Source organism: Burkholderia arboris (assembly GCF_038723655.1).
In the GTDB taxonomy this organism is placed as follows: Bacteria; Pseudomonadota; Gammaproteobacteria; order Burkholderiales; family Burkholderiaceae; genus Burkholderia; species Burkholderia arboris.
The window spans coordinates 1,933,873-1,960,409 of the sequence record NZ_CP109821.1; the positions used below are offsets into that span (position 1 = coordinate 1,933,873).

The following is a 26,537-nucleotide window of genomic DNA, read 5'->3' on the forward strand; positions in this document are numbered from 1 at the left end:
CCGGATGGACGGCTCCTCGTCCGTCCGCACTCTGACCATGAAGACATCCAAACTTGCCATTGCTTCGCTCTTTCTGACCATCTTTGTCGATGCGGCCGGCATCGGCATCGTGTTCCCCGCGCTGACGCCGATGCTGCTCAACAACGAAACCGGCCTGTTTGCCGCGTCGGTCAGCGAGGCCACGCGCTATCAGATCTACGGCATCGTGCTGGCGCTCTATCCGCTGGCCATGTTCGCCGCGTCGCCGTTGCTCGGCGACATGTCCGATCGGTACGGCCGCAAACGCGTGTTGCTGCTGTGCCTGGGCGGCAACGCGCTCGGCATGCTCGGCACCGCAGCCGGCGTGTACGCCGGCAGTCTGTGGTGGGTGCTGATCGGCCGCGCCATCTGCGGCCTGACCGCCGCAAGCTTGCCGGTCGCGCAGGCGGCCGTCATCGACATCAGCGCGCCCGACAGGAAGGCGGGCAACCTGAGCATGATCACGGCGGCGAACGGCGTGGGATTTGCGATCGGGCCGGTCATCGGCGGTGCGTTTTCCGGCGCGGGCGGCGGCGCGTTCGGCCTCGCGTTGCCGTTCGTCATCGGCGCGGCCCTGGCAGCGCTCACGCTCGCCTTCGTGACCGCCTTCTTCTCCGATCGTCGCGTACACGACGGCGCCGCGCGCGCGCGACGCACCGGTGCATGGCGGCGCATCCTCGCGAATGCGGCATCGCCGGCGCTCCGTCCGCCGCTCATCATCCTGGCGGTGTTTCTGACCGGTTACTACATCTTCTTCAACTACATGTCCGCCTTTTCCCTGTTGCGGTATGGATTCGACGCGTTCTGGGAAGCCATGTTGCTGTCGTTCTACTCGGCATGCTTCGCCGTGTCGCTGATGTTCATCATTCCCGCACTGGCGAAGGCGTTTTCCCCGAAACAGAACCTGATGGGCAGCCTGATGGCGCAACCGGTCCTGATCGCACTGGTGGTGATGGTCGACGCCCCCGCCAGCCTCTGGGCGGCCGTGCCGCTGCTCGCGCTCGCCGTATCCAATTCCTATGTCACGCTGCTCAGCATCGCATCGAACCGCGCTGCCGCCGACGATCAGGGGCAGGTGCTGGGCGTCGTGTCGTCGATCAATGCGCTCGCCTGGGGCGTCGCCCCGATCGTGACCTCGCTGCTGCAGCCGCATTCGATCGTCCTCCCGGTCGCGGCGTCCGCGCTGGTGCTCGTGGCGGCGTGCGCGCTGGGCGGGCGCTTCTGCAACCAGGCGGTCGAACTCGAGGTCAGTCGATGAACCCCCGTCAAGGTCATTCACCGCGAACCCACTGGAGAATTCAATGAATGCCAACACTCCCCAACTGCCTCATCCGCTCGGATTGCGGCGCGTCGTCGTGACGGGGCTCGGCCTCGTGACTCCGCTCGGCGTCGGTGTCGAACACACGTGGCGGAACCTGCTCGACGGTCGCAGCGGCATCACGACCATCGATCGCTTCGACACGTCGCATCTGCCTTGCAAGATCGCCGGGGTAGTTCCCGCGGGCAGCGCGCGCGACGGCGGCTTCGACGCGACCGAATGGGTCGAGGCGAAGGAGGTCAAGAAAATGGATCCGTTCATCGTCTATGCAATCGCGGCCGCCACGGAAGCGATCGACGACGCGCAATGGCATCCGGCCGACCGGGAATTGCAGAATCGCACCGGCGTCATGGTCGGCGCGGGTATCGGCGGCCTGCCGGGGATCGAGGCGGGATCGCGACAACTCGAACGCGCGCCCGGCAAGCGGCTGTCGCCGTTCTTCATTCCGTCGAACCTGATCAATCTGGCCGCCGGCCAGATTTCGATCAAGTACGGTTTTCGCGGCCCGACGCACGCGACGGTCACCGCATGCGCGTCCGGCGCCCACGCGATCGGCGATGCGGCGCGCCTGATCGCGCTCGACGACGCGGACGTGATGATCGCGGGGGGCGCGGAGGCGGCCGTATGTGAGGTCGGGATCGCCGGTTTTGCCGCTGCGAAAGCGCTGTCCACGGGGTTCAACGACACGCCGGAGCGTGCGTCGCGGCCGTGGGATGCCGACCGCGACGGCTTCGTGATGGGTGAGGGCAGCGGCATGGTCGTCCTCGAGGAATACGGGCATGCGCTCGCGCGCGGCGCGCGAATCTACGCGGAAGTGATCGGCTACGGCATGTCGGGCGACGCTTATCACATCGTCGCTCCGCCGGATGACGGCGACGGCGCGGCCCGCGCGATGCTTGCCGCCCTCAAGCGCGCACGCATCGAGCCGGACGCCATCGACTACATCAATGCGCATTCGACCTCGACGCCCGCCGGCGACCTGGCCGAGATCGCCGCGTTGAAACGCGTGTTCGGCGAGCATCTGTTCGGTGGTGCGTCGGTGTCCGCCACCAAGGCGTCGACCGGGCACCTGCTCGGCGCCGCCGGCAGCGTCGAAGCGGTGTTCGCGCTGCTGGCGCTCCGCGACCAGGTCGCACCGCCGACGATCAACCTCGATCGCGTGGCGCCCGAATGCGACGGCCTCGATCTCGTGCCGAACCGCAGCAAGCCGCGGCCGGTGCGTTACGCACTGTCGAATTCCTTCGGGTTCGGCGGAACGAACGCCGCGCTGATATTCGGGCCGCCGCCGGCGGACGCCTGATCCCGAGGCGTGCCGGATACGCCCATCCGGCACGCCCTTGACATCACAGGGCGTCCGTCCAGATAGTCACTTGCATATTAGAAGTCTCAATGATAGCCTTCACGCCATGAGAACGACCAGCTTTAAATCGATGGAGTGCCCGACCGCGCGCGCACTCGACTGCATCGGCGAATCGTGGACGCTCCTGATCCTGCGGGATGCGTTACAGGGGTGTACACGCTTCGACGAATTCCAGCGCAGTGTCGGGATTGCCACCAATACGCTGACGCGCAGATTGAAACGCCTGGTCGATCAAGGCCTGCTGGAGCGCCGGCGCTACATGACGCGACCTACGCGTTACGAGTACGTGCTGACGCAGATGGGCATCGACCTGTTTCCGCTGCTGGTCGTGCTGTTCGACTGGGGAAGCAAATACCTCGTCAACGACGGTGTCGCGGTTCAGCAGATCGACCGCGAGAGCGGCCGGGTGCTTGAATCCGTGGTCGTCGACAGGAATGACCTGCAGCCGATTACCGTGGATCGCGTCTTGCTCAGGGCAGGGCCGGTCGCATCGGCCGCCGTGCATGAACGTGTCGAGCAGGTGCGTGAGCTGCGCGAAAGTGCCTCGGGCAGCTGACCGCTCTCGTACCGTTGGAACAAGCCGGACTCGTCCCGAGTACCGGCCAGGAAATACCGGATCGACCCGGGCGGTCGCCGTTTGTCGGCGGGCGAGCGTGGCGTTTCCGATGGTGTCGTGTACTTCGGCAGGTCCGACTTGATGCGTGCTTACGTTCGATATCAGTGAAGAGTCAATACGGAGTTTGAATTGGTAGACGAATTCATGCCTATCCTTCAATCGCAGACGATGGAGGAGCTCGGGGCCCACGTGGGAAGTTTCTGCCGCGAGGCCGGATACCAAACTTATATCTATGCGGTTGTCTCGTCCGCGTCCGCCGGCGAGACGGGCGTCAATCACATCATCTCGAACTGTCCGGCCTGGCAGGATGTCTACGCCGAGCGTCGCTACGCGAACATCGACCCGATCCTCGCTCATGCACGCATGTCCTCGCTGCCGCTGCGATGGGAGCGCGCGATGTACAGTTCCGGCGAGCAGCGGTGCCTCGAAGCGGAGGCCCGTCGCTTCGGTCTCGTTCATGGCCTGAGCCTGCCGGTGCGCGGCCACCGGGGTGACATCGGCGTGCTGAGCGTCGCCTCCGACGGCTCCGAGGGCATCCCTGCGCACGACCTCGGGCAGACCGCAAAACTCAGTCTGCTTTGCGCGTATATCGAGGAAAAGGTCACCATGATCGCGCGCGAGACCAAAGGGCAGGGCGCGACGCGGATGTCCGGCATGAGTTCGCGCGAACGCCAATGCCTGCAGTGGTGTTCCGCAGGCAAGACGAGCTGGGAGATCGGCGAGATTCTCGGCATCACGGAACGAACCGTGAATTTTCACATCGGCAATGTCGTTCGGAAGCTCAATGCCAAGGGCCGTCGTCACGCGGTGACGAAGGCCATTTCCCTCGGGCTGTTGTGCGTGTGACAAGCACGCCAGCCGTTGCGTTGGGTCTGATCGCTCCGTCAACCTGGCTTCCGGAAACGGAACCGTGATCGGTCGACGGTCCCTTAATTCAGATAGCGGTTACCGGGCTTCGCCCGGTGTCCCCACATCAATCCCGCCTGGCCGTGCGCATACAACTGGCCGACCAGCCGGCGAATCATCAGCTTCCTGACCGTTTCCTTTGACACATGCAGCCCGTGGCATTCCCACAGCTTCTCGCAGGCCAGCGTCGGCCCAAAATCGGCGTAGCGCTCACGAATCAGACTCAGGGCGCGATGAGCCAGATCCTCGGGCAGTTGATGGTTGCTCACTTGGCCACGACGCTGCGAAATCAGCCCGGCCGGGCCAGCAGCCCGATACTGGGCGACCAGCCATTCAATCTGCCGTCGACTGATCCCGAGCCGCTCCGCGGCTCGCCAAGGCATCAGACGCTGCTCGATCACAGCTTCCACGACCTTCAGACGATCCAGCTCCCGCATGCTCATGGTGATCAGTCCAGGTTGGCCCACTATGCGCTCCGGCAGTTCGAACCGCCGCCAGCATGCGCCGAAACCCTCGAACTACGACATTTCAACTTTGCCCAGATGCGACATTACAACTTTGCTCTTACACCATAATTATCGATAATTATGATTATGTCAAATATGAAATTTGCCCGGTGACAGCCCTGAAATCACCGCCGGACAACGCCCGAATCGCACCTCACCGGCCGTCCGCAGCCATCCCTTTCACGGACACGAACCACCCCCGACGATCCCCCTGATCGCCGCAATCTCCAACCGGTCACCACGAACCGCCCGCATCAGGACAACATCATCCCTTGCATCTTGTGCGAGAAATGCGCGCGCTCGGCCGTCTCCATCAGCATCAGGAATTCGTCCTGCATCATGTGGATCAGCGCTTCGTGGTCGCCGGCCTCGAAATAGACTTCCGGCTGTTGCGCGAGGCGTTCCTCGAGGAACGTCTTCATCCCGTACGCCATGCAGACCGGCGGCAGCGCACCCATGTCGCAATCCTTGAACAGCTCGCGCAACTCGACCTCCCGGGCGAGCACGAGATGGCGTCCCGTCTTCACCCAGAGATCCGACAGGCGCACGGCGTGCGTCGTCGGCAAAACGGCGGCGACGTAGCCCTCGTCGTCTTCGAGGAGCACGGTTTTCGCGAGGCGATCGCCGGGAATGTGCGCCGCGGCGGCCGTCTCCATGCTCGTATGGCTATAGGGGTGGTACACGACTTCGTACCGCGATGACTTCTGGCGCAGGCAATCCTGCAGGGTGGCTGATACTGGCATGGCACACCTCGTCTGGGCGAATCGGGCGAACGGAGTTCGCTCCGGATTCGTTCAGCATAGGTCGCATTCCGGCCAATGGAAACGCCCTCGCGTAACGTCCGTCCGGGCGGCCCGGCAGCCGGTTCCGGTCTTCACCCTGTCCGGCCGCCCTCGCCCTTCGGCATGTGAAATCCGGGCCCGGAATACGCCTGGCAGACCCTCTTTTCCTGTAGACGAATGGACGCTTCGCAGGCTCGCGCGCGTATGCGCTCATCAATAGACGGATGTCGAAGCACTAGACCGTTAGTTGCATTTTAAGGAAACCAGCAGGACGATACCAGCCTGGCATCCGCAAAAAAGGCCGACGTGCAGACGTCGGCCGGTGTGTCGCCAACCCGCGGCGCCAAGGGCTTGCCCGGTGACCTATACTGAGCCGGCCGCCCGTCATCCTGCGGCGGCACCCGACTTCTGGAGCCACCATGCATTACCAGTTGATCTACGAACTCGTCGACGATTACCTGTCGCGGCGCGAACCGTTCCGTGCGCAGCATCTCGCGCTCGCGCAAGCCGCGACCGAGCGCGGCGAACTCGTGCTCGCCGGCGCGCTGACGGATCCGGCCGATCAGGCCGTGCTCGTGTTCGAAGGCGATTCGCCTGAAGCGGCCGAGTCGTTCGCGCGCGCCGATCCATACGTGCAGAACGGCCTCGTGAAATCGTGGCGCGTACGGCCGTGGCGCGTCGTGATCGGCAAGCACGCGCCGCGCTAGGCGCGCAGCACGCCTACAGCCACCCTGCCCGCTTGAAACGCCACCACAGCGCGAAGTCGGCGACGACCATCACCGCGATGCAGCCGTAGAAGCCGTATTTCAGGTGCAGTTCGGGCATGTTCGCGAAGTTCATCCCGTAGATGCCGGCGATCATCGTCGGTATCGCGAATAACGCGGCGAACGAACCGAGCCGCTTCGTCACTTCGCTCTCGGCCAGCGAAATCATCCCGAGGTTGACCTGGATCGCCGTGACGACCATCTCGCGGCGCCCTTCGATCGTCTTCACGATCCGCTGCAGATGGTCGTACACGTCGCGGAAGTAAGCGGCCATTCCGCTGCAGACCTGCGGCACGCGCCCGCCCGTGAGCTTCGCGAGCGGCTCCATCAGCGGCGCCGTGTGCTGGTACAGCAGCACGAGCCGGCGTTTCAGCGAATAGAGATCCTCGATGACCGCGCGCGACGACGCGGGCGTCGCCTTCGCGAAGATGCGGTCCTCGAGTTCTTCCAGCTCGGTGCCGAGCGTTTCGAGGATCGGAAAATAGCGGTCGACGACCTGGTCCATCAGCGCATAGAACACGAACGCCGCCCCCTCCTGCAGCAGATGCGGCTCGCGCTCGCAACGCTTGCGCACCTCGCGGAAATCCTGCTCGGTATGGTTGCGGATCGACAGCACGTAATTCGGGCCGACGAACACGTTCAGTTCGCCGACCTTGAATTCGCCTTCCTCGTCGAGTTCGACCGTATGCAGTACCGCGAACAGCGAATCGCCGTATTCCTCGATCTTCGGCCGCTGATGCCCCTTGCGGGCATCCTCGAGCGCGAGCTCGTGCAGCCCGAACTCCTCGCCCATCAGGTCGATTTCGTCGGGCGTCGGATCCTTCAGCGCGACCCACACGAAGCACTCGGGCTTCGACACGTAATCGCTGATGGCGTCGATATCGATGTCGGCCAGCTTGCGGCCGTCCTGGTAAGCAGCACAGTTGATCAGCATGTTGTCCGTGATGTTGCGGTTTGCGCATCAGTTTACCGGTTTGCTGCGCGGACGGCCCGGCTTGCACGGCACGCCGATATTGGTCATGATCGGGCTGCGTGCGCCGCAGCACGCACACCGGGGTACTTCGACAGGCCCGCCGGACCCGCGTAGTGCGACGCGCAACGGCCATGCGGCCCAACCGTCAAGGAGACAGACCTATGTGGTATTTCTCGTGGATACTCGGCATCGGCGTGGCACTCGGCTTCGGCATCATCAACGCGATGTGGCTCGAAGCGGAAGTGTTCTCGCGCGGCGACAAGCGCAATGGCGCGTCGAGCCAGGGGTCGGGGAGCACGCATTCGTGACGCATCTGGTGTTCTTCTGCGGTCACGCCGGCACCGGCAAGACCACGCTCGCGAAGCGGCTCATCGGGCCGCTCATGCGTGCAACGGGCGAAGCGCTCTGCCTGCTCGACAAGGACACGCTATACGGCCGCTACAGTTCGGCCGCGATGGGCGCGCTCACGGAAGACCCGAACGATCGCGACAGCCCGCTCTACCTGAAACACCTGCGCGATCCCGAATACCACGGCCTGCTCGACACGGCCCGTGAAAATCTCGCGCTCGGCATCGGCGCGATCGTCGTCGGCCCGCTGTCGCGCGAAGTGCGCGACCGGCGCATCCTCGATCGCACGTGGCTCGGCATCGCGCCCGATGTCACGCTGACGGTCGTCTGGGTCCACACGTCGGAAGACGTCGCGCACCAGCGGATCGTCGCGCGCGGCAATCCGAACGATGCGTACAAGCTCGCGCACTGGGACGAATACCGGCAGCGCCGCTTCGTGCCGACCGGCCACGAATGCGACGGCATCGTGATGTTCGACAACACGGCACCATCCGACGCGGACGTCGATGCGCTGCTGTGCCGCATCGCGCCGCCTGCGCAACCCGCGACGATGGTCCCGCCGCTACCGGCCTGAGCGCGCCGCCCGGCGCCCTTCCCGCTTCCCCCAAAAAACAACGCCGGAAGCGCTGCTGCGCTCCCGGCGTCGTACGGCCCTCGTGCCCGAGGCTGGCGAATGGTCAGGCGACCGCGTGCACGCGCTCCATCGTGCCGCCTTCGTACAGCTTGCCGAAGCGGTTCGACAGGAACGCCTTCAGCGACACCTTTTCCTGCGGGATGAAACCGCTCTGCGGCAGCTTCTTCTCGCGGAACAGATCCAGCACCGCGCACATCGCGCCGGCCGTCGTGATCTGGATCGCGCTCATGTGCATCCCGCACACGTCCTTCGCGAAAATCTTGCGCGTGAACACGTCCTGCACCAGCTGGCCGTCCTTCACGCCCGTCACCGTGATGAACACGAGCACGACGTCCTGCTTGGTCGACGGCACCGCGCGGCGCATGATCGACTTCAGCGTGTCGCGGTCGGTCGACAGACGCAGGTCTTCCAGCAGGAACTGGACGAGGTCGCGGTGGCCCGGGTAGCGCACCGACTTGTAGTCGAGCGTCTCGACCTTGCCCGACAGCGTCTCGCACAGGGTGCCGAGGCCGCCCGACGTGTTGAACGCTTCGTATTCGGTGCCGTCGAGCGAGAAGTGCTCGAGGCCTTCGAGCGGCTGCACCCACTGCTTGCGGCCGTCGCGGATCGCTTCGCACGGCTGGCAGTATTCGTTGATCAGGCCGTCGACGCTCCACGTCAGGTTGTACTTCAGCGCGTTGGTCGGGTACTCGGGCAGCGCGCCGACGCGCATCTTCACGTCGCGCACTTCGGTGAAGCCGTTCACGAGTTCGTGCGCGGCGAGGCCGATGAAGCCCGGCGCGAGGCCGCACTGCGGCATGAACGCGCGATCGGAGCCGTCGGCCAGTTCGCGGATCGCGTGCGTCGCACGCACGTCTTCGGTCAGGTCGAAGTAATGCACGCCGGCAGCCTTCGCAGCGGCGGCGACATTAACCGCGAGGTAGTAAGGCAGCGCATTGACGAGCGCATCGAAGCCCTTCACTGCTTCGCGAATCGCATTCGCGTCGGCCGAATCGACTCGTTGCGTCGCAATGCCTTCGCGCGACAGCTTCGCGAGCGCATCCGCATCGCGGTCGAACGCGACGACTTCGTAGTCGCCCGTTTCACGCAGCATGTGAGCAATGGTGTGGCCGATCAGACCTGCGCCGACGATGGCGATTTTCATGCGCTTATCTCCTGATGATGGGTTGGTGTTGTGAACGGCGTTGAGCCATGAACACAGTTTAGAGACGCGCAAAATCAGTTCCAAGACGAAGAATGATGCGAAACGACCGATAATTTCGACGTAACGACGACATATTTCGTCGAAACGTCGAAACGACGTGTTTTCACCCGCGGCCGGCCCGCTATGGCTGGCCTAAGTTTCGCGATTCAGACTGCATGCCGATCACCCGATTTCCAAGGAGGCATCGCATGCAATCCCTGCCCGTCCATCGCGCGTCGCACTGGCTGAACAAGGTGCCCGACGTCGCGCTGTCGTTCTGGATCATCAAGATCATGTCGACCACGGTCGGCGAAACCGGCGCGGACTTTCTCGCGGTCAACGCGGGCCTCGGCCAGACCGTCACGCGCGTCGCGATGGCGTCGCTGCTCGCGATCGCGCTGTGGCTGCAGTTGCGCACGCGCCGCTACGTGCCGTGGATCTACTGGCTCACGGTGGTGCTGGTCAGCATCGTCGGCACGCAGATCACCGACCTGCTCACCGACGGCCTGAACGTCAGCCTGTATGCGAGCACCGCCGCGTTTGCCGTCGCGCTCGCCGCGATCTTCTTCGTATGGCATCGCGTCGAAGGCACGCTGTCGATCGACACGATCGTCACGCCGCGGCGCGAGCTGTTCTACTGGGCTGCGATCCTCTGCACGTTCGCGCTGGGCACCGCCGCCGGCGATCTCGCGACCGAGGCGCTCGGGCTCGGCTTCACGCTCGGCGCACTGGCCTTCGGCGCGTCGATCGCGGCCGTGTTCGCGATGTGGCGGTTCGGCTTCAACGCGGTGCTGGCGTTCTGGATCGCGTACATCCTGACGCGCCCGTTCGGCGCGTCGCTCGGCGATTTGCTCACGCAGGCCCGCGCCTATGGCGGGCTCGGCTTCGGCGCCGCGTGGACGAGCCTGTTGTTCCTGACCGTGATCGTGCTGCTCGTCGCCGTCGCGCAATTCGGCAGCAGCGCGCAGACGCGCGCCGGCGCCGCCGAATGACGCCCTTTTCCTTCCGTTCATCGCATCGAGGACATCCCATGCCCATTCCGAATTCCGTTTCCCGTCTCGTCATGGCCGCGGCAGCGATTGCCGTGCTCGGCGCCGCCGCCGGCTGCTCGAAACAGCAGGATGCGAACGCATCGACCTCGGCGCCTTCGACGGCCGCCTCGTCGTCCGCGGCGCCCCGCGCATCGAAACTCGGCGACCTGTCGCAGTTCCGCACGATCGCCGCCGACGTGAACACGCTCGTCGGCAAGGACGACCTGCCCGGCGCGAAAACGCGCATCAAGGATCTGGAGATCGCGTGGGATTCGGCCGAGGCCGGCCTCAAGCCGCGCGCGGCCGCCGACTGGCACATGGTCGACCAGGAGATCGACCGGGCGCTCGCCGCGCTGCGCGCCGACCATCCGACCCAGGCCGATTCGGCCGCCGCGATGAAGAACCTGCTCGCGGCATTCGACCGATTCGGCAGCCAGTAAGCGCAGACCGGCGATGCGCCGGGCGCGCCGCACGTGACGCGCGCCCGGGAATCGCATACGCTGGCGGCGATCCCGCGGCACGGAGAACACGCATGCGAATACTGCTGGTCGAGGACGACCCGATGATCGGCGAGGCAGTCCATGCCGCGCTGAAGGACGCGTCGTACGCCACCGACTGGGTCACCGACGGCGGGCGCGCGCTGACCGCGTTCGCCGCGCAGCCCTACGACCTGGTCCTGCTCGACCTCGGCCTGCCCGGCCGCGACGGGCTCGACGTGCTGGCCGGCATCCGCGCGAAGGACGCCGGCACGCCACTGCTCATCGTCACCGCGCGCGACGGGCTCGACGATCGTCTGCGCGGCCTCGACGGCGGCGCCGACGATTACATCGTGAAACCGTTCGACATGGCCGAGCTGCTCGCGCGGATTCGCGTCGCGATCCGGCGCCGGGCCGGCTCGGCCGCGCCGCTGCTGAGCAACGGAATCGTGTCGCTCGACCCCGCGACGCGCGAAGCGACCGTCGACGGGCATGCGCCGGTTGCACTGTCGAACCGCGAGTTCTCGCTGTTGCGTGCGCTGCTGGTACGCCCCGGCGCGATCCTGTCGCGGCGCGAGCTCGAGGATCGCCTGTACGGCTGGGGAGAGGAAGTCGAAAGCAACGCGGTCGAATTCCTGATCCATTCGTTGCGCCGCAAGCTCGGCAGCACCGTGATCAAGAACGTCAGGGGGGCGGGATGGATGGTTTCAAGAAACGCCTGAACGAATCGATCGGGTTTCGCCTGTCGGTCGCGCTGTCGGCCGCGATCCTCGTCGTCGCCACGGTCGCGGCCGCGTTCGCGTTTTCATCGGCATTCGACGAAGCGCACGAATTGCAGGACGACGTGCTGCGCGAAGTCGCGACGCTGCTCGATCGCCAGCGTGCGCCTGCGCCGCGTGCAGCAGACACCGGCCCCGCGCGAGAAAGCGACGAGCTGTCGCGCGTGATCGTGCAGCCGCTCGGCGGCGATCCGCAACCGCGCACCGACGGCGGGCCGACGCTCGCGCTGCCGCCGACGCTCGCCGACGGGCTGCACACGGTCGATGCCGGCGGCAGCGCCTATCGCGTGATGGTCCGTACGTTCGCGAACGGCGAGCGCATCGCAGTCGCGCAGGAGGCCGGCATGCGCGACGACGTCGCGCGCGAGAGCGCGTGGCGCACCGCGCTGCCGCTGCTGATCCTCGTGCCGATCCTGCTGCTGCTCGTCGCCGATCTCGTGCGCAAGCTGTTCCGTCCGGTCGCCATGCTGTCGGCCGGGATCGACGCGCGCGACGAACACGACCTGCGCCCGGTGCCGGCCGAGCACGTGCCGGTCGAGGTGCGGCCTTTCGTCGTCGCGATCAACCGGATGCTTGCGCGCGTCGCACAATCGGTCGACGCACAGCGCCGCTTCGTCGCCGATGCCGCACACGAGCTACGCTCGCCGCTCACCGCGATGTCGCTGCAGGCCGAGCGCCTGGCCGGCACCGACCTGCCGGACGATGCGCGTGCACGGCTCGCCGCCCTGCGCGGCGGGCTCGACCGCAGCCGCCACCTGATCGGGCAGCTCCTCGCGCTCGCACGTGCGCAAAGCGCGCCGGCCGCCGCGCCCGGCGCCGTGTCGGTACATGCGGTCTATCGCCGTGTGCTGGAAGACCTGATGCCGCTCGCCGAGGCGAAAGCGATCGACATCGGCGTCGAGGACGGTCCGGATACCTGCGTGCCCGTCGACGAGCTCGAACTCGCGTCGCTGGTCATGAATCTGGTCGACAACGCGATCCGCTACACACCGGCCGGCGGTCGCGTGGACCTGTGGACGCAAGCCACGGACACGCATGCCTGCGTGTCGGTCGTCGATAGCGGGCCGGGCATCGCCCCGCAGGAACGCGAGCGCGTGTTCGATCCGTTCTATCGCGTGCCCGGCAACGTGCAGATCGGTTCGGGGCTCGGCCTGTCGATCGTGAAGATCCTCGCGGACCGGATGGGCGCCGACGTCACGCTCGCGTATGCGGACGAGCGGGCCTCGCTCGGGTTGCGCGTGTCGGTGCGGATTCCGCTCGTGCGCCCGTCAAACGCAGCGCAGCGCAGCCCCGCGACGGGGCCGACAACCGATTGACCCGCTACGCGCGCACCAAGCGTCAGCCGCCGATCGTCCCGCGATCGATCTTGCGCGACAGGATGATCGACGTCGTCGTGCGCTCGACGCCTTCGAGCGTGCCGATCTGGTCGAGCAGGTCGTTGAGCCGTTCGGGCGAATCGGCGCGCAGCCACGCGACGTAGTCGTACTCGCCGCTCACCGCGCACAGCAGCTGCACTTCCGGCATCCGGTCCAGCTTGCGCAATACGTCCTTGCCGAACTTCGGCGTGAGGATGATGCCGACGTACGCGTAAATGCTCGCGTCGAGCACGTCCTGCCCGAGCCGGACGCTGTACCCCGCGATCACGTTGGTGCGTTCGAGCCGCGCGATGCGCGCAACGACCGTCGTGCGCGCGACGTCGAGCTGGCGCGCAAGATCCGCGACGCTGGCGCGCGCATCGGCTTGCAGCAGCGCGACGAGTTGCCGGTCGAGATCGTCGAGTTGGTCGAGGCGGGGTGGACGCATGAGGCTGTGCCGATGCGCGATGCGCCGGCCGAGTGGAAGGTGACGCGATGATAGCGCCGAACACCGGCACGCCCAAACGGCATCGCCGGAATCCGGTCCGAACCTTTCAATTTCGATTCGTATCGGATGTAAGCAAGTGTCGCATTCACTGCTGCGCTGCACGCAACGTGCTACTAATAGCGTGCGACGCGAGATGCGTGCTTGCGGCAATGGCCGCCGCGCCCGCTCGCACGACACCACCCCGGAGAGCCAACCATGAAGAAAATCTCGCTCACCCTCGCTACGCTCGCCGTTGCAGCCAGCGCGTTCGCGCAAACCCCGGCCCAGCCGCAAGCGCCCGCCCAGGCCCCGGCCACGACGGCCGCGGCGTCGGCCCCGAGCGCCGAGCAGCGCGCGGCACGCCACGAAGCGCGTATCGAGCAGCGCATCAAGTACCTGCACGACCAGTTGAAGATCACGTCGGCGCAGGAACCGCAATGGAAGACGTTCGCCGATACGATGCGCGACAACGGCGAAACGATGGGCCGCCTCTACAGCGAACGGATGGCCAAGCACGACGTCTCCGCGCTCGACGACATGAAGCAGTATGCGGAACTGTCGCAGGCGAACGCCGACGGCGCGAAGAAGCTCGCCGACGCCTTCGCACCGCTCTACGAGAGCTTTCCGGCCGAGCAGAAGGCGCTGGCCGACACGACGTTCCGCAGCTGGCTGCACCACGGCGGCGAGCACCGCGGCAAGGGCAAGGCGAAGGGCAAGGAAGGCAAGGCGGCCGCCGCGCCGGCCGCGAGCGCACCCGCGCAACCCTGACGCCCTCCCCGCCGGCGCCGTGGCCCGCCCGGGCCTGACGGCGCCGCGCCTCTGCCGGCGATCGGCGCGCCACACGGCGCGCCGAATTCGGGATAAGCTCCCGGCTTTCCCGCTTTCCCGCCCTTCCCCGCCATGCTCGAACTCAAGCAACTCGATCTGCGCACCGATCCGCAGGCCCGTCGCGTCGTCAAGGACGAAACCGTCGCTGTTTCCTTCGCGGAGGCCGACGGCGAACTGATGAGCCTCGAAGGCCCGAACCGCTATGTGGCGGGCGACGCCTTGATCACCGGCTCGACCGGCGACCGTTGGGTCGTGTCGCGCGCGCGCTTCGACGCCAAATACCTGCCCGCCGATCCGGCGCTCGCCCACGGCGCGCCGGGCGCCTACCGGAACCGGCCGGCCGTCGTGCTGGCCCGCCGGATGGACGAACCGTTTACGATCGCCCGCTCGGAAAACGGCGACACGCTGCGCGGCGTCGCCGGCGACTGGGTCATGCAGTACGCGCCTGGCGACTACGGCGTCGTGCAGGCGCAGCGCTTCGCGCAGGTCTACCGCAACGCGTAATCGGCCGCGCCGGCACGCTGCCGGCGCCCGTCCTCACGCAAAGTCTTCGTCGAGTTCGAGTTCCGCGTCTCGTTCGACGGCCTCGCCGGCCGCGTGCCGCTCCTCGAGCGACCCGAGCATCGCTTCCGTATACGCATGCAGCACCGCGTGACTGCGCGCGCGCTGCATCGGCTTGAGCGCAAGATAGCGCGCGAATGCCGCCGGCACGATGCGGATCGCGAGCGTCATCCGCTTCGGCGTCGCGCCGAAACGCATCGCGAGCCAGTGTACGGACAGGCAGCGCCCGCGCGCATCGCTGATTTCGGCGAAGCGTGTCTGCTCCGGAAAGAGATCGCAGATCACGCGCGCGAGCGCGTCGAATTCCGCGCTCTGGCATTCGATCAGATAGTCGTCCATTCCGCTCCCCCGTCAGGCCGCCGCACGCGACGGCCGGCACGTCTTCACCAGCACGACGGCCAGGACCGCGGCCAGCACGAAATACGCGGCCTCGACCCACGCGGCCGGCAGCACGCGCACCTGGTACAGCAGCGTCGGCGTCGCCGCGAGCGCATGCAGCACGATCGCAAGCGGCAACACGGCCATCCGGCCGGCGCGCACGCCGCGCCAGACCAGCACCGACAGCGCGAGCTGCACCGCGAACGCCGCGCAGCGTTCGAGCAGCAACAGCAGGATCGACTGTGCCGACAGCGTCGCGAGCATCATGTGCAGCCGCACCACGGTGTCGACCGGCAGGTCGGACAGCTGCGTCTCGAGCTGGCCACGGCTCGCGAGCCATGCGAGATACGACCACTGCCCCCACACGAGCACGCCGACGAACCACGCCTCGGCCCCGGCGTGACCGATCCCGTAGCCGATCCCGCGACCGTCGCCAGCCGATTCGCCATAGCGGCGGTTCAGGAAGCGCATCCCGAGATAGCGGCCGATTTCCTCGAACACGGCGGTGGCGAGCGCGCCGTACGCGACGAACGCGAGCGGCTGCGTCAGCCAGCCGTCCTCCGGCGTGTGACTCAGCACGAGCCCGTGGAACGCGCGCTCGGCGATCATCGCGAACAGCGTGAAGACGGCGACGCCGACGATCGTGTCGCGGCGGTTGAGCGCAAGCGGCTTGCGCAGGATGCGGTAGAGGACGAGCGGCAGCAGCGCGATGATCAGCGTGGCGGCAATCAGCAGCGCCAGCGTGACGGGAGCGACAGTCATGTATTTCCTTGTTCGGGGCAGCGCACCTGACGCGCTGCGTGCCCCGAATGATACTCAGCTTGCGGTCGACGCGCGCGCACACAGTTCGCCGGGCAGCATCGCGACGCGCACGTCGCCCGCCGCGCCGTCGATCCGCTCGTGCACGAATTCGACGGCCTTGTAGCCGATTTCGTAGGTCGGCTGACGGATCGTCGTGATACCGATCAGCTCGGCCCACTCCGGATCGTCGATCGACAACAGCGCTGCCTTCTGCTGCCAGGCGGCGCCGAAACGCGCGCGCAAGTGGCGTGCGATCGAGAGCGCGACCGGCGCATTCGCGGCGAACAGCGCCGCACGTACGCCACGTCGCGCCGCATCGTCGATGCGGGTGTCGATGTCGGCAAGCGCGGCGGCCGCCGCATCGGGTTCGTTCAGGTCGAGCACGACCGTCGGCGGCACCGGCAGCCCGCGCGCATCCAGCGCCGCGCGGAACGCGGCCTCGCGTACGCGCCGCGAGCTGATGCGCTCGAACGGCTGCACGACGAAATGGATCGCGTCGAACCCGTGTTCGATCAGGTGCTCGAGCGCCATCTCGATCGCGTCGGCGTTGTCGAGCCCGATCAGGTCGGCCTCGAAGCCCTCGACCGTCCGGTCGACGAGCACGGCCGGGATCCCCGCACCGCGCAGCGGGCGCAGCACGTCTTCCTCGGCGCCGAGCGCGTTGACGATCAGCCCTTCGACACGGTAGGTCGTGAGCAGCTGCAGGAAGCGGCGCTCCATCTCGACCTCGTTCGCCGCGTGGCAGATGAGCGGCATGTATCCGAGCGCATGGCACGCGGCCTCGACGCCCTGCAGCACTTCGACGGTGTAAGGATTGGTCAGGTCGGCTGCGAGCATGCCGAGCAGCCGGTTGCGGCCGCGCTTGAGCCCGCGCGCCATCTGGTTCGGCCGGTAGTTGAGCCGTGCGATCGCCGCCTCGATGCGCTGGCGCAGATCGATGGACAGCACATGCGTCTCGCCGTTCAGGTAGCGCGAAACACTGGTCTTGCCCGTGCCGGCCTCGCGCGCGACGTCGCTGATCGTCGCCGGACGCGTCGTGGAAGGTTGCGAATCGGTCACTGTCGTGCCTCGCGACGTACGATCCGCGCCGCTTCGTGAGCAGACGGACCTTTGTTGTTGGAAACGTAAGCCATCCGGCGGACTCCCCTGTCTGAGCGCTTCTGCGCCTGCGCTGGTCCCGTGCTTCGCGGTCGATCAGCGCCCGCCAGTCGCGTGCATCGGCAGTCGGCCGCCCGGACCTGGCGCGGATCCCCGCCGCCCGACGCCACCGGCAGTGTAGCCGGGCCGTCAATGCGACGAGAGCGGGCGATCATAACGCAGCCAGCCCTCCCGCACCAAGATCATCGACTCTAACCGCGCCGGCCGGATGCCGGGGGCCGCTCAGGCGTGCGCCAGCGCGTCCGGATTGACGAGATTCGTGCGCAACCTGCCGGCCAGCGCGCCGACCAGGTTTTCCGCGGCGCAGCGCGCCATCGCGTGGCGCGTCTCGTGCGTCGCCGAGCCGATATGCGGCAGTGCGACGACGTTCTTCATCTGCAGCAGCGGCGAATCCGCCGGCAGCGGTTCCTTCTCGAACACGTCGAGTCCCGCGCCGCGGATCCTGCCCGCACGCAACGCGTCGACCAGCGCGGCTTCGTCGACGACCGGCCCGCGCGATGCGTTGATCAGGATCGCGTTGCGCTTCATCTTCTCGAATTCGGGCGCGCCGATCAGGTGGTGCGTCTGCGGCGACAGCGGCACCTGCAGGCACACGAAATCGGATTGCGCGAGCAGTTCGTCGAGCGTCACGCGCCGTGCGCCGTACTGCGTCTCGGCTTCCGCATGCGCGGAGCGGTTCGCGTACAGCACCTGCATCCGGAAGCCGAGCGCGGCACGGCGCGCGACCGCGCCGCCGATCCGCCCGAGCCCGACGATGCCGAGCGTCTTGCCCTGCACGTCGGTGCCGTACAGGTCGGGGCCGATGCTGCGATGCCAGTTCCCGGCCTTCACCCACTCGGCCAGTTCGACCACGCGCCGCGCGGACGCCAGGATCAGCGAAAACACCGTATCGGCGGTCGACTCGGTCAGCACGTCCGGTGTATGCGCGAGCACGATGCCGCGCCGCGTGAGATCGGCGACGTCGAAGTTGTCGTAGCCGACCGAGATCGTCGACCACGCCTTCAGCCGCGGTGCGCGGTCGAGCATCTGCGGCGTGACCTTCAGGCTCGCGCCGATCGCGCCGTCCGCGTCGCCGAGTGCAGCGGCAAGTGCGTCGGCGCCATCGGCCTGCACGACATCCGCATGCTCGCGCAGATACGCGAGAACGTCATCGGGCAGCGGCTTGTACGCGACGATACGGGGCTTCATCGTTTCATTTTCCTTGCAGCGGCGCAGCGAGCGGATGCGCATCGCGCGCCTGGGGTTTGACGGACAGCGTGAGGATCACCGCGGCGACGAGCGCGGCGCTCATGAACGCATACGACGCGACGGGCGACCCGGTCGCACCGTTCAGGTAGCCGACGAAGTACGAACCGACGAACGAGCCGAGCGCGCCCATGCTGTTGATCAGCGCCATTGCGCCGCCGGCGACGTTCTTCGGCAGCAGTTCCGGCACGATCGCGAAGAACGGGCCGTACGGCGCATACATCGCGGCGCCCGCGACGACCAGCAGCGCATACGAGATCCAGAAATGCGACGAGCCGAGCGCGTACGATGCGGCGAACGCGCCCGCGCCGATCAGCAGGAACGGCCACACGAAACCGCGGCGCGAGCCGACCTTGTCGGACGCCCACGATGCGGCGAGCATCGCGATCGTCGCCGCGAGATACGGCAGCGCGGACAGCCAGCCGGTCGCGACCATCCCGAGGTCGGAACCGTTCTTGACGATCGACGGCAGCCACAGCACGAAGCCGTACACGCCGATGCTCCAGCAGAAATACTGCGCGCACAGCTTGATCACGGCCGGCGAGCGGAACGCTTCGCCATAGTTGCGCACCGGCTTGATCGCTGCCTGCTCGGCCGCGAGCGCGGCGTCGAGGTCGCGCTTTTCCTGCGCGGTGAGCCACGGCGAGTCGGCCGGCTTGTCCTGCACGAGGAACCACCAGCACACGGCCCAGATGACGGCCGGCACGCCTTCGGCGATGAACATGTGGCGCCAGCCGAATTCATGCACGAGATAGCCCGACACGATCGACATCCACAGCACGGTGACCGGGTTGCCGAGGATCAGGAACGTGTTCGCGCGCGAGCGCTCGTTCTTCGTGAACCAGTTGCTGATGTAGATCAGCATCGCCGGCATCACGGCCGCCTCGACGATGCCGAGCACGAAGCGGATTGCCATCAGCGACGGGATGTTGCTGACCACGCCCGTGAGCGCCGCGCAGCCGCCCCACAGGATCAGGCTGACGAACACGAGCTTCTTCACGCTGCGGCGTTCCGCGTAGATCGCGCCGGGGATCTGGAAGAAGAAGTAACCGAGGAAGAACAGCGCGCCGATCAGCGACGACAGGCCCTTGCTGATGCCGAGGTCCTGGTTGATGCCGGCCGCCGCCGCGAACCCGTAGTTCGCGCGGTCGAGGTAAGCGAGGCTGTACGTGATGAAAACGATCGGCATGATCGTCCACCAGCGTCGGGCTGCGAGATTGGCTGCCATGAGCGTGTCTCCGTATGTCGACCGGCATCGGCGCGCTGGCGCCCGCTCCGGTCCCATCCTTTAGGGGTGTCGACCGGAGATGACGCTTTGGCGCCGGCCCGGCCTCGAACAAAACCATTGTGCGTCGTGCACAAAATGAATCCGCGGATTGTGCCGTGTTCGGCCTCTCATTGCGCGGTGACGATTTCCTCTAAGCGATCGATGCGATTGCTGACATTTTCGAGTCGGTCGAGGGCTTCGCGCGTCGGCAATCCTTCCGAATCGCCGATCACCTGGATCGCGAGCGCCCCGATCCGGTTCCCGCGCGCGACGGCTTGCTCGATGCTCCGCCCTTCCAGCAGCGCGCTGACCACGCCGACCGCGAAGCCGTCGCCGGCGCCGACCGTGTCGACGACACGCCCGACACGCTCGCCCGCAACCGTGCCTTCGCGGCCGTCGGCCGTGCGGTAATAGGCGCCCTCCGCGCCGAGCTTGATCACGACGCCGCGTGCGCCCTGCGCGAGATAGAAGCCCGCGATGTCGGCCGGCGTGTCGTGTCCGGTCAGCTGCCGCCCTTCGGCGAGGCCCGGCAGCACCCAGTCGGCGAGCGTCGCGAGCGCGTTCAACGTCTTCGCCATCACGTCGGCGGACGGCCACAGCGTCGGGCGCAGGTTCGGGTCGAACGAGATCGTCTTGCCGGCCGCGCGCATCTCGCGCGCCAGCTGGAACGCCAGCTCGCACGAGGTCGCGGAGATCGCCGGTGCGACGCCCGTCAAGTGCAGATGGCGCGCGCCGAGCACGTAGTCGGCCACGTAGTCGTCGCACGACAGGTGGCTCGCGGCCGAGCCCTTGCGGAAATATTCGACGGTCGGATCGCTGCCGTCGTCGTTGCGCGACTTCAGCTGGAAACCGGTCGGGTAACGCGGATCGACGGTCACGCACGACGCGTCGATCCCTTCGCGCGCCAGCGTGTCGAGCACGTAGCCGCCGAACGAATCGCGGCCCACGCGGCTCATCCAGCCGACCCGGAAGCCGAGCCGCGACAGGCCGATCGCGACGTTCAGGTCGGCGCCCGCGATCCGCTTCGTGAATTGCCCCGCGTGCGCGAGATGGCCCGGCTCGGTCGCGACGAACATCGCCATCGCTTCACCGTAGGTCACGACATCGAGTGCTGCTTTCATGAATGAACTCCTTCGGATCCTGCCGCCGTCACGCGGTCGCGAGCCACGCGACACGCCGGCAGGCATCGCCTGCCAGGTCGGCCGCGTCGAACGGAAATTCGATGCCGCGCGGCGCATGCTGCGGCAGCGCCGCGAGCACGCCGGTCACGAGCGCATCATCCGGCGCCGGCGCGGCGGCGAAACGACGCGCGCCCTCGCCCTCGACGGCCTTGCAATGAATGTATTCCACATGCGGCGCGAGCACCTGCGCGCAATCAAGCGGTGCTTCACCGGGCCACTGCCAGTTGCCGATGTCGAACGTCATGCCGAGCGCGTCGGGCATGCCCGCTTCCGCCAGTGCAGCGAACAGCCCGCGGAACTGCGCGAACGCGCCGCCAACCTGCAACTGGCCGTTCTCGACCACCACGCGGGCCTTCGCACCGCGCGACAGCGCGACGATGTCGGCTGCGTGCGCATCGCCGGCGAAGCCGCCGAGCTGGAATTTCACGAAGCGCGCGCCGAGCGCGTCGGCTTCCGCGAGCGCGTCGCGCAATGCGCCGGCATCCAGCGCACCCGTTTCCGTATACAGCGTGGCCGGTGTCGAATAGACCGACCACAGCTTGTGGCCGTCGATCTGCGCGCCGAGCGCGGCCAGCGCGCCGGGCGCCGCGTCGTCGTCCGACGCGAACAGTTCGCGCCGCACCTCGAAACCGGCCGCGCCGGATGCCGCCACGGTCGCGACGAATGCGCTGTGGCCCTCCTGACGCACGCGGTCCATCCCGAATGCGCTCGCCACGATCACGATGTCTGCCATTTTGCCCTTTTTTACCGGAATGGAACCGGTTCCATTTGCTTGAGACGGATGGTGCGCTTCGCGTCTGGGCCACGCCATAGAGGAAATCCCTAAGACCGGACCTCACGCGAACGCGCGCACGACGGCGTGCAACTCGCGTTCCCGGGCCGGTTTTCGGCCGCCTACGCGAGGTCCTGCGCGAGACTCATGTCGAGGAACTGCGCGGCGACCCGCGACGGTGCGCCGCCGTGCGGCACAAGTATGGAGAAATGCCGCGTGAGCGGCGCCGGCGCGAGCGAGCGCAGCACGAGCGCCGCATCCTGGTGACGCAGCGACATCGCGGACACGAACCCGACGCCCATCCCGGCGCGCACGGCCTCCTTCACGGCCTCGACGCCGGCAATCTCGAACGCGACTCGCATCGGCGCGCCGCCATGCGCGAACGCGCGCTCGACGAGCTGCCGCACGGCGGAGCCCGCCTCGCGCAGCACGAGCGGGTGCGCGGCGAGCGCGTCGAGCGTCACGCCCGCGTCGTAGCCGGACGCGGCCAGCGGATGGCCGGCCGGCACGATCGCGACGATCTCGTCCTCGTGCCACGCATGGACGGCCGTGCCGGGCGGCAGCGCCTCGCCGGGCGGCCCCTCGATCAGCGCGATGTCGAGCGACGGCAGCGCGGCCACCACGTCGGCCGTATTGCCGCTCATCGTCCGGATCGTCACGCGCGGCGCAAGCGGCTGGAATGCCGCGATCAGGTACGGCAGCAGGTAGCTCGCAGGCGTCGTGCTCGCGCCGATGCGCAGCGTGCCGGCCTCGAGGCCCCGCACCGCGTCGCGAAACGCACGCGCCTGCGCGAACGTGTCGCGCTGCGCCTTCGCGTACTGCGCGAGCTGCTCGCCGACCGGCGTCAGGCGGATGCCGCGGCCGTCGCGCTGGTACAGCGGCTCGCCGAATTCGTCCTGCAGCAGCCGCAACTGGCCCGACACGGCCGGCTGCGACAGATGCAGCGCCACGGCGGCGTGGCTGATGTTCAGGTGTTCGGCGACGGCGGCGAACGTTATCAGTTGATCCGGGGTCATGGGGATAAATTATCGGCTTTCCGGATAGTTTACGTCACAAATCACAATTTTTCATATCGATATAACGAAATTAGGATTACACCATCGCCACACGCTCCATCACGGTGCTTCCATGTCCACTGCTCCGACTCCCCATCTCAGCCATGCCGCGCCGTCGGTGCGCGGCCAGTTGAACGGCGTGCTGTTCGTCGCGCTGTTCGCCGCCGCCGTCACGAGCTTGTCCCAGCTTCCCGCGATCGCGGGGCTCGGCCTGTCGCCGCTGATCGTCGGCATCGTCGCCGGCGCGCTGTACGGCAACGCGCTGCGCGACGGCATGCCGGCCAGCTGGGCGGCCGGCGTCAATTTCTCCGCGCGCAAGCTGCTGCGCATCGCGGTCGCGTTCTTCGGGTTGCGCGTGAGCCTGCAGGAAATCGCGCAGGTCGGGCTGCCGGGCCTCACGGTGTCGGTGCTGGTCGTCGTCAGCACGCTCGTGATCGGCACCTGGGCCGGCATGAAGCTGATGAAGCTCGACCGCGACGCCGCATTGCTGACCGCCGCCGGCAGCGCGATCTGCGGCGCGGCCGCCGTGCTCGCGTTCGAATCGACGCTGCAGTCGAAGCCGCACCAGAGCGCGATGGCCGTGGGCAGCGTCGTGCTGTTCGGCACGCTGTCGATGTTCCTGTACCCGATCGCATATCACGCCGGGCTGCTGAACCTCGATCCGGCCGGTCTCGGCCTGTTCTTCGGCGGCACGATCCACGAGGTCGCGCAGGTGGTCGGCGCGGCGAGCGACATCAGCCCGCAGGTCGCGCACGTCGCGACGATCGTGAAAATGACCCGCGTGATGCTGCTGGTCCCGGTGCTGCTGGTGCTCGGCTGGTGGCTCGCCCGCTCGGCGCGGGCAACGGCCGGCGGCGCGCAAGGCAAGCGCAAGGTGGCGGTACCCTGGTTCGCGCTCGGTTTCCTCGGCTTCGTGATCGTCAATTCGCTGAACGTGCTGCCGGCGGACGTCACGCATACGCTGAACGTGCTCGACACCTTCGCGCTGACGATGGCCATGACCGCGCTCGGCATCGAGACGCGCGTCGCGCAGATCCGCGCCGCCGGCCCGCGTGCGCTGATGACCGGCCTGATCCTGTACGTGTGGCTGATCGCCGGCGGCTACGGGATCACCTGGGCCGTGCAGCACTGGCTTGGCTGAGTTGCCCGCCCGTGACACTTCGCGCGCCGCGCCCGACGGGATGGTCCCGCGGGCGCGGCGCAGTGCTATGCTTCGCGTCGTTTTCCATCGCCCTCTTTCAGCCGTGCTCTCGTTCCTGCTGAAGCTGCGCACACGCGCCCAAAAGCTGTTCCGCCTGTCGGACGCCCATACGATGCTGATCTGGTCGGCCATCGTCGGCGTCGGCGGCGCCTTTGCCACGATGGCGTTCCGCGAAGGCATCGACCTGATGCAGCACCTGATCTCGGGGCACAGCGGCAGCTTCGTGCAGATGGCCAAGAGCCTGCCGTGGTACGTGCGGTTCTGGATGCCGGCGGCAGGCGGCTTCCTCGCCGGCTGCGTGCTGCTGCTGGCGACCCGCGGCGACAAGCAGGCCGCCAAGACCGACTACATGGAATCGGTCGCGCTCGGCAACGGCGTCGTGCCCGTGCGGCAGAGCCTGTGGCGCAGCGTGTCGTCGCTGCTGACGATCGGCAGCGGCGGCTCGATCGGCCGCGAAGGCCCGATGGTGCAGCTCGCGGCGCTCGCCGCGTCGCTCGTCGGCCGCTTCGTGCACTTCGACCCGCCGCGCCTGCGCCTGCTGGTCGCCTGCGGCGCCGCTGCCGGCATCACGTCCGCTTACAACGCGCCGATCGCCGGCGCGTTCTTCGTGTCGGAAATCGTGCTCGGCACGATCGCGATGGAAAGCTTCGGGCCGATGGTCGTCGCGTCGGTCGTCGCGAACATCGTGATGCGCGAATTCGCCGGCTACCGGCCGCCGTACGAGATGCCGGTGTTTCCGGCCGTCACGGGCCCCGAAGTCCTGCTGTTCGTCGTGCTCGGCGCGCTGTGCGGCGTGCTCGCGCCGCAGTTCCTGCACCTGCTCGATGCGTCGAAGAACCAGTTCAAGCGGCTGCCGGTGCCGTTGCCCGTGCGGCTCGCGCTCGGCGGCCTCGTCGTCGGCGTGATCTCGGTGTGGACCCCGGACGTATGGGGCAACGGCTACAGCGTCGTGAACCAGATCCTGCATTCGCCGTGGACCTGGCAGGCGCTGGTCGCAGTGCTCGTGTTCAAGGTGATCGCAACCTCCGCCACGGTCGGCTCGGGTGCGATCGGCGGCGTGTTCACGCCGACGCTGTTCGTCGGCGCGGTGTTCGGCTCGCTGTTCGGGCTCGCGATGGAAGCCGTGTGGCCCGGCCATACGTCCGCGTATTTCGCGTATGCGATCGTCGGGATGGGCGCGTTCATGGCGGGCGCCACGCAGGCGCCGCTGATGGCGATCCTGATGATCTTCGAGATGACGCTGAGCTACCAGGTCGTGCTGCCGCTGCTGGTGTCGTGCGTGTTCGCGTACTTCGTCGCGCGTGCAACGGGCACGACGTCGATGTACGAGATCACGCAGCACCACTACCAGGACGCGCAGGAGCGGCTGCGGCTGCGCACCACGCAGATGCGCGCGCTGATCCAGCCCGCGCAGACGGTCGTCCCGCTCACGGCGAGCGTTGCCGACATGACGCGCGTGTTTCTCGAATATCCGGTGAAGTACCTGTACGTGACCGACGAAGCCGGGCGCTTCCGCGGTGCGGTCGCGCTGAAGGACATCACGTCGGACCTGCTCGACAAGCGCGACACGACCGACAAGACGGCCGCGCACTACGCGCATACGCCGTTTCCGCTCCTCACGCCCGACATGCCGCTCGCCACCGCGCTCGAACGCTTCATGGCGTTCCAGGGCGAACGGCTGCCGGTCATCGAAAGCGAAACCGAGCCGACGCTTGCGGGTGTCGTCTACAAGACGTCGCTGCTCGACGCGTACCGGCGGATGACCGGCGAGCGCTGACGCGCGCCGCAACCCCCGCTGCGCCGGTCAGTCCGGCGCACGCCCCAGCACGACCCGTGCGAAGAACCCCGCGAGCACCGATTCGGCCACGTCGGCCGAGACGTGCTGCGGATCGGCCGTGTAGTACGACTGCACGCCGTCGCACAGGCACATCAGCCCGAACGCGAGCGTGTCGGCCGGCAGCAGCAGCGGCGTGCCGGCGCGCTCGGCGAAGCGCTGGATGAACTCGGCCATCTGCACGCGCTTGCCGTGCAGGAACTGGTTGAAACGCACGCGGAACTTCGCGTCGCGCGCCGCCTGCAGCTTCGCCTCCCCCCACAACAGCGAGTATTCGTCGTCGCGAAACAGCGTGCGGTAATACGCGAGCGACATCGATTCCATCTGCTCGCGCGACCCGCCGCCTTCGAAAATCGCCTCGAAGTCGGCCTGCACCTCCGAGTGATCGCGCTCCAGCAATTCCAGCAGCAGGTCGGACTTGCTGCGGAAGTTCGAGTAGAACGCCCCGCGCGTATAGCCGGCCGCTGCCGCGATGTCCTCGACGCTCGCGGCCACATAGCCTTTCTTCAGAAAAATTCGATGCGCGGCTTTCAGCAGACGTTCGCGCGTCTGGTCCCTGCTCTGCTCGCGAGTTAAGCGCTGTGGTTTCATGGCGCGCAGTCTAGCACCCTTTCCCTTTCGGATTCATCTTTGCATTCAGATACAGGTGTGTATTAGAATTCGCCACAGTTTCTGAATGTGTTGTCCGCGCGCCCGTGCCGGCGCTGCTTGGGGCAAGCG

General features: G+C 67.0%; 28 protein-coding genes and 1 pseudogene. 15 read left to right on the plus strand and 14 right to left on the minus strand.

The annotated features are described in order from the left end of the window. Positions 1-4: 4 nt before the first annotated feature. From OHZ10_RS09095 to OHZ10_RS09110, 4 genes are all read left to right on the plus strand, one after another. Positions 5-1,276, plus strand: coding sequence for an MFS transporter (locus OHZ10_RS09095; protein ID WP_059234137.1), 1,272 nt, complete (start codon positions 5-7; stop codon positions 1,274-1,276). 43 nt (positions 1,277-1,319) lie between these two features. Further along, positions 1,320-2,636: a beta-ketoacyl-ACP synthase II gene (fabF, locus tag OHZ10_RS09100; protein ID WP_217468142.1), complete on the plus strand. Its 1,317-nt coding sequence runs from the start codon at positions 1,320-1,322 to the stop codon at positions 2,634-2,636. 106 nt (positions 2,637-2,742) lie between these two features. After that, entirely contained in the window at positions 2,743-3,252 is a 510-nt protein-coding gene (locus OHZ10_RS09105; protein WP_059234135.1) for a winged helix-turn-helix transcriptional regulator, read from the plus strand. A gap of 204 nt (positions 3,253-3,456) precedes the next feature. Beyond that, positions 3,457-4,158: a helix-turn-helix transcriptional regulator gene (locus tag OHZ10_RS09110; RefSeq protein ID WP_059234134.1), complete on the plus strand. Its 702-nt coding sequence runs from the start codon at positions 3,457-3,459 to the stop codon at positions 4,156-4,158. Between the two features lie 176 nt (positions 4,159-4,334). Here the strand turns inward: OHZ10_RS09110 and OHZ10_RS09115 are convergent. Further along, a pseudogene (locus OHZ10_RS09115) lies at positions 4,335-4,685 on the minus strand (helix-turn-helix domain-containing protein); the annotation flags it as partial. Positions 4,686-4,978: 293 nt separating this feature from the next. Further along, complete coding sequence (locus OHZ10_RS09120) at positions 4,979-5,467, minus strand: aminoacyl-tRNA deacylase (RefSeq protein WP_059234117.1); 489 nt, start codon at positions 5,465-5,467, stop codon at positions 4,979-4,981. 458 nt (positions 5,468-5,925) lie between these two features. Between OHZ10_RS09120 and OHZ10_RS09125 the strand changes: the two genes are divergently transcribed. Next, positions 5,926-6,213, plus strand: a complete 288-nt coding sequence (locus tag OHZ10_RS09125; protein WP_174991524.1) for a YciI-like protein — start codon at positions 5,926-5,928, stop codon at positions 6,211-6,213. A gap of 13 nt (positions 6,214-6,226) precedes the next feature. On the opposite strand, the gene corA is transcribed toward OHZ10_RS09125, so the two are convergent. After that, on the minus strand, positions 6,227-7,204 hold the full coding sequence (gene corA / locus OHZ10_RS09130) for a magnesium/cobalt transporter CorA (protein ID WP_059234115.1): 978 nt from the start codon (positions 7,202-7,204) through the stop codon (positions 6,227-6,229). Positions 7,205-7,404: 200 nt separating this feature from the next. On the opposite strand from corA, the gene cydX reads away from it, so the two are divergent. Then, on the plus strand, positions 7,405-7,551 hold the full coding sequence (gene cydX, locus OHZ10_RS09135; RefSeq protein ID WP_174991526.1) for a cytochrome bd-I oxidase subunit CydX: 147 nt from the start codon (positions 7,405-7,407) through the stop codon (positions 7,549-7,551). Continuing rightward, entirely contained in the window at positions 7,548-8,165 is a 618-nt protein-coding gene (locus tag OHZ10_RS09140; RefSeq protein ID WP_059234114.1) for an AAA family ATPase, read from the plus strand. The genes cydX and OHZ10_RS09140 overlap by 4 nt, the downstream gene beginning before the upstream one ends. 103 nt (positions 8,166-8,268) lie before the next feature. Here OHZ10_RS09140 and OHZ10_RS09145 read toward each other — a convergent pair whose 3' ends face one another. Continuing rightward, entirely contained in the window at positions 8,269-9,369 is a 1,101-nt protein-coding gene (locus OHZ10_RS09145; RefSeq protein WP_059234113.1) for a saccharopine dehydrogenase family protein, read from the minus strand. 248 nt (positions 9,370-9,617) lie between these two features. Between OHZ10_RS09145 and OHZ10_RS09150 the strand changes: the two genes are divergently transcribed. From OHZ10_RS09150 to OHZ10_RS09165, 4 genes are all read left to right on the plus strand, one after another. Continuing rightward, positions 9,618-10,400, plus strand: a complete 783-nt coding sequence (locus OHZ10_RS09150; protein WP_059234112.1) for a hypothetical protein — start codon at positions 9,618-9,620, stop codon at positions 10,398-10,400. Positions 10,401-10,438: 38 nt separating this feature from the next. Beyond that, complete coding sequence (locus OHZ10_RS09155; RefSeq protein ID WP_340624140.1) at positions 10,439-10,879, plus strand: hypothetical protein; 441 nt, start codon at positions 10,439-10,441, stop codon at positions 10,877-10,879. 92 nt (positions 10,880-10,971) lie between these two features. Further along, complete coding sequence (locus OHZ10_RS09160) at positions 10,972-11,637, plus strand: response regulator transcription factor (RefSeq protein ID WP_059234110.1); 666 nt, start codon at positions 10,972-10,974, stop codon at positions 11,635-11,637. Next, a complete protein-coding gene (locus OHZ10_RS09165) occupies positions 11,613-13,010 on the plus strand; it encodes a HAMP domain-containing sensor histidine kinase (protein WP_342702156.1) in 1,398 nt (465 codons plus the stop codon). Before OHZ10_RS09160 ends, OHZ10_RS09165 begins: the two co-directional genes overlap by 25 nt. Before the next feature lie 22 nt (positions 13,011-13,032). Here the strand turns inward: OHZ10_RS09165 and OHZ10_RS09170 are convergent, their stop codons facing one another. Next, complete coding sequence (locus tag OHZ10_RS09170) at positions 13,033-13,497, minus strand: Lrp/AsnC family transcriptional regulator (RefSeq protein ID WP_006481526.1); 465 nt, start codon at positions 13,495-13,497, stop codon at positions 13,033-13,035. Positions 13,498-13,752: 255 nt separating this feature from the next. Here OHZ10_RS09170 and OHZ10_RS09175 point away from each other — a divergent pair, with 255 nt between their 5' ends. Next, positions 13,753-14,304: a Spy/CpxP family protein refolding chaperone gene (locus tag OHZ10_RS09175; RefSeq protein ID WP_059234108.1), complete on the plus strand. Its 552-nt coding sequence runs from the start codon at positions 13,753-13,755 to the stop codon at positions 14,302-14,304. Between the two features lie 132 nt (positions 14,305-14,436). Then, positions 14,437-14,868, plus strand: a complete 432-nt coding sequence (locus tag OHZ10_RS09180) for a PGDYG domain-containing protein (RefSeq protein WP_059234107.1) — start codon at positions 14,437-14,439, stop codon at positions 14,866-14,868. Between the two features lie 33 nt (positions 14,869-14,901). On the opposite strand, the gene OHZ10_RS09185 is transcribed toward OHZ10_RS09180, so the two are convergent. The 8 genes from OHZ10_RS09185 to OHZ10_RS09220 all read right to left on the minus strand — a co-directional run bounded on the left by OHZ10_RS09185 (position 14,902) and on the right by OHZ10_RS09220 (position 22,743). Then, the gene (locus OHZ10_RS09185; RefSeq protein WP_059234106.1) at positions 14,902-15,264 is read right to left on the minus strand and encodes a DUF3022 domain-containing protein; all 363 of its coding nucleotides are present in this window, start codon (positions 15,262-15,264) and stop codon (positions 14,902-14,904) included. 12 nt (positions 15,265-15,276) lie between these two features. Continuing rightward, positions 15,277-16,065: a YhfC family intramembrane metalloprotease gene (locus OHZ10_RS09190; protein WP_059234105.1), complete on the minus strand. Its 789-nt coding sequence runs from the start codon at positions 16,063-16,065 to the stop codon at positions 15,277-15,279. 54 nt (positions 16,066-16,119) lie between these two features. Further along, positions 16,120-17,163 (minus strand): LacI family DNA-binding transcriptional regulator, encoded by a 1,044-nt coding sequence (locus tag OHZ10_RS09195; protein ID WP_059234104.1) that lies wholly within the window; start codon positions 17,161-17,163, stop codon positions 16,120-16,122. 321 nt (positions 17,164-17,484) lie between these two features. Further along, a complete protein-coding gene (locus OHZ10_RS09200) occupies positions 17,485-18,450 on the minus strand; it encodes a D-glycerate dehydrogenase (RefSeq protein ID WP_342702177.1) in 966 nt (321 codons plus the stop codon). Positions 18,451-18,454: 4 nt separating this feature from the next. Then, positions 18,455-19,735 carry an MFS transporter gene (locus tag OHZ10_RS09205; RefSeq protein ID WP_059234103.1) on the minus strand — a complete coding sequence of 427 codons (1,281 nt, stop codon included), beginning with the start codon at positions 19,733-19,735 and terminating at the stop codon, positions 18,455-18,457. A gap of 167 nt (positions 19,736-19,902) precedes the next feature. Further along, complete coding sequence (locus OHZ10_RS09210) at positions 19,903-20,895, minus strand: sugar kinase (RefSeq protein WP_059234102.1); 993 nt, start codon at positions 20,893-20,895, stop codon at positions 19,903-19,905. 28 nt (positions 20,896-20,923) lie between these two features. Then, on the minus strand, positions 20,924-21,688 hold the full coding sequence (locus tag OHZ10_RS09215) for a xylose isomerase (protein WP_059234101.1): 765 nt from the start codon (positions 21,686-21,688) through the stop codon (positions 20,924-20,926). 161 nt (positions 21,689-21,849) lie between these two features. Beyond that, the gene (locus tag OHZ10_RS09220) at positions 21,850-22,743 is read right to left on the minus strand and encodes a LysR family transcriptional regulator (protein ID WP_059234100.1); all 894 of its coding nucleotides are present in this window, start codon (positions 22,741-22,743) and stop codon (positions 21,850-21,852) included. Positions 22,744-22,855: 112 nt separating this feature from the next. Between OHZ10_RS09220 and OHZ10_RS09225 the strand changes: the two genes are divergently transcribed. Together OHZ10_RS09225 and OHZ10_RS09230 are read left to right on the plus strand one after the other, a co-directional pair. After that, positions 22,856-23,923: a YeiH family protein gene (locus tag OHZ10_RS09225; protein WP_059234099.1), complete on the plus strand. Its 1,068-nt coding sequence runs from the start codon at positions 22,856-22,858 to the stop codon at positions 23,921-23,923. 103 nt (positions 23,924-24,026) lie between these two features. Next, complete coding sequence (locus OHZ10_RS09230) at positions 24,027-25,760, plus strand: ClcB-like voltage-gated chloride channel protein (protein ID WP_196486601.1); 1,734 nt, start codon at positions 24,027-24,029, stop codon at positions 25,758-25,760. 27 nt (positions 25,761-25,787) lie between these two features. Here the strand turns inward: OHZ10_RS09230 and OHZ10_RS09235 are convergent, their stop codons facing one another. Beyond that, on the minus strand, positions 25,788-26,408 hold the full coding sequence (locus OHZ10_RS09235; protein ID WP_059234097.1) for a TetR/AcrR family transcriptional regulator: 621 nt from the start codon (positions 26,406-26,408) through the stop codon (positions 25,788-25,790). Between the last annotated feature and the right edge of the window lie 129 nt (positions 26,409-26,537).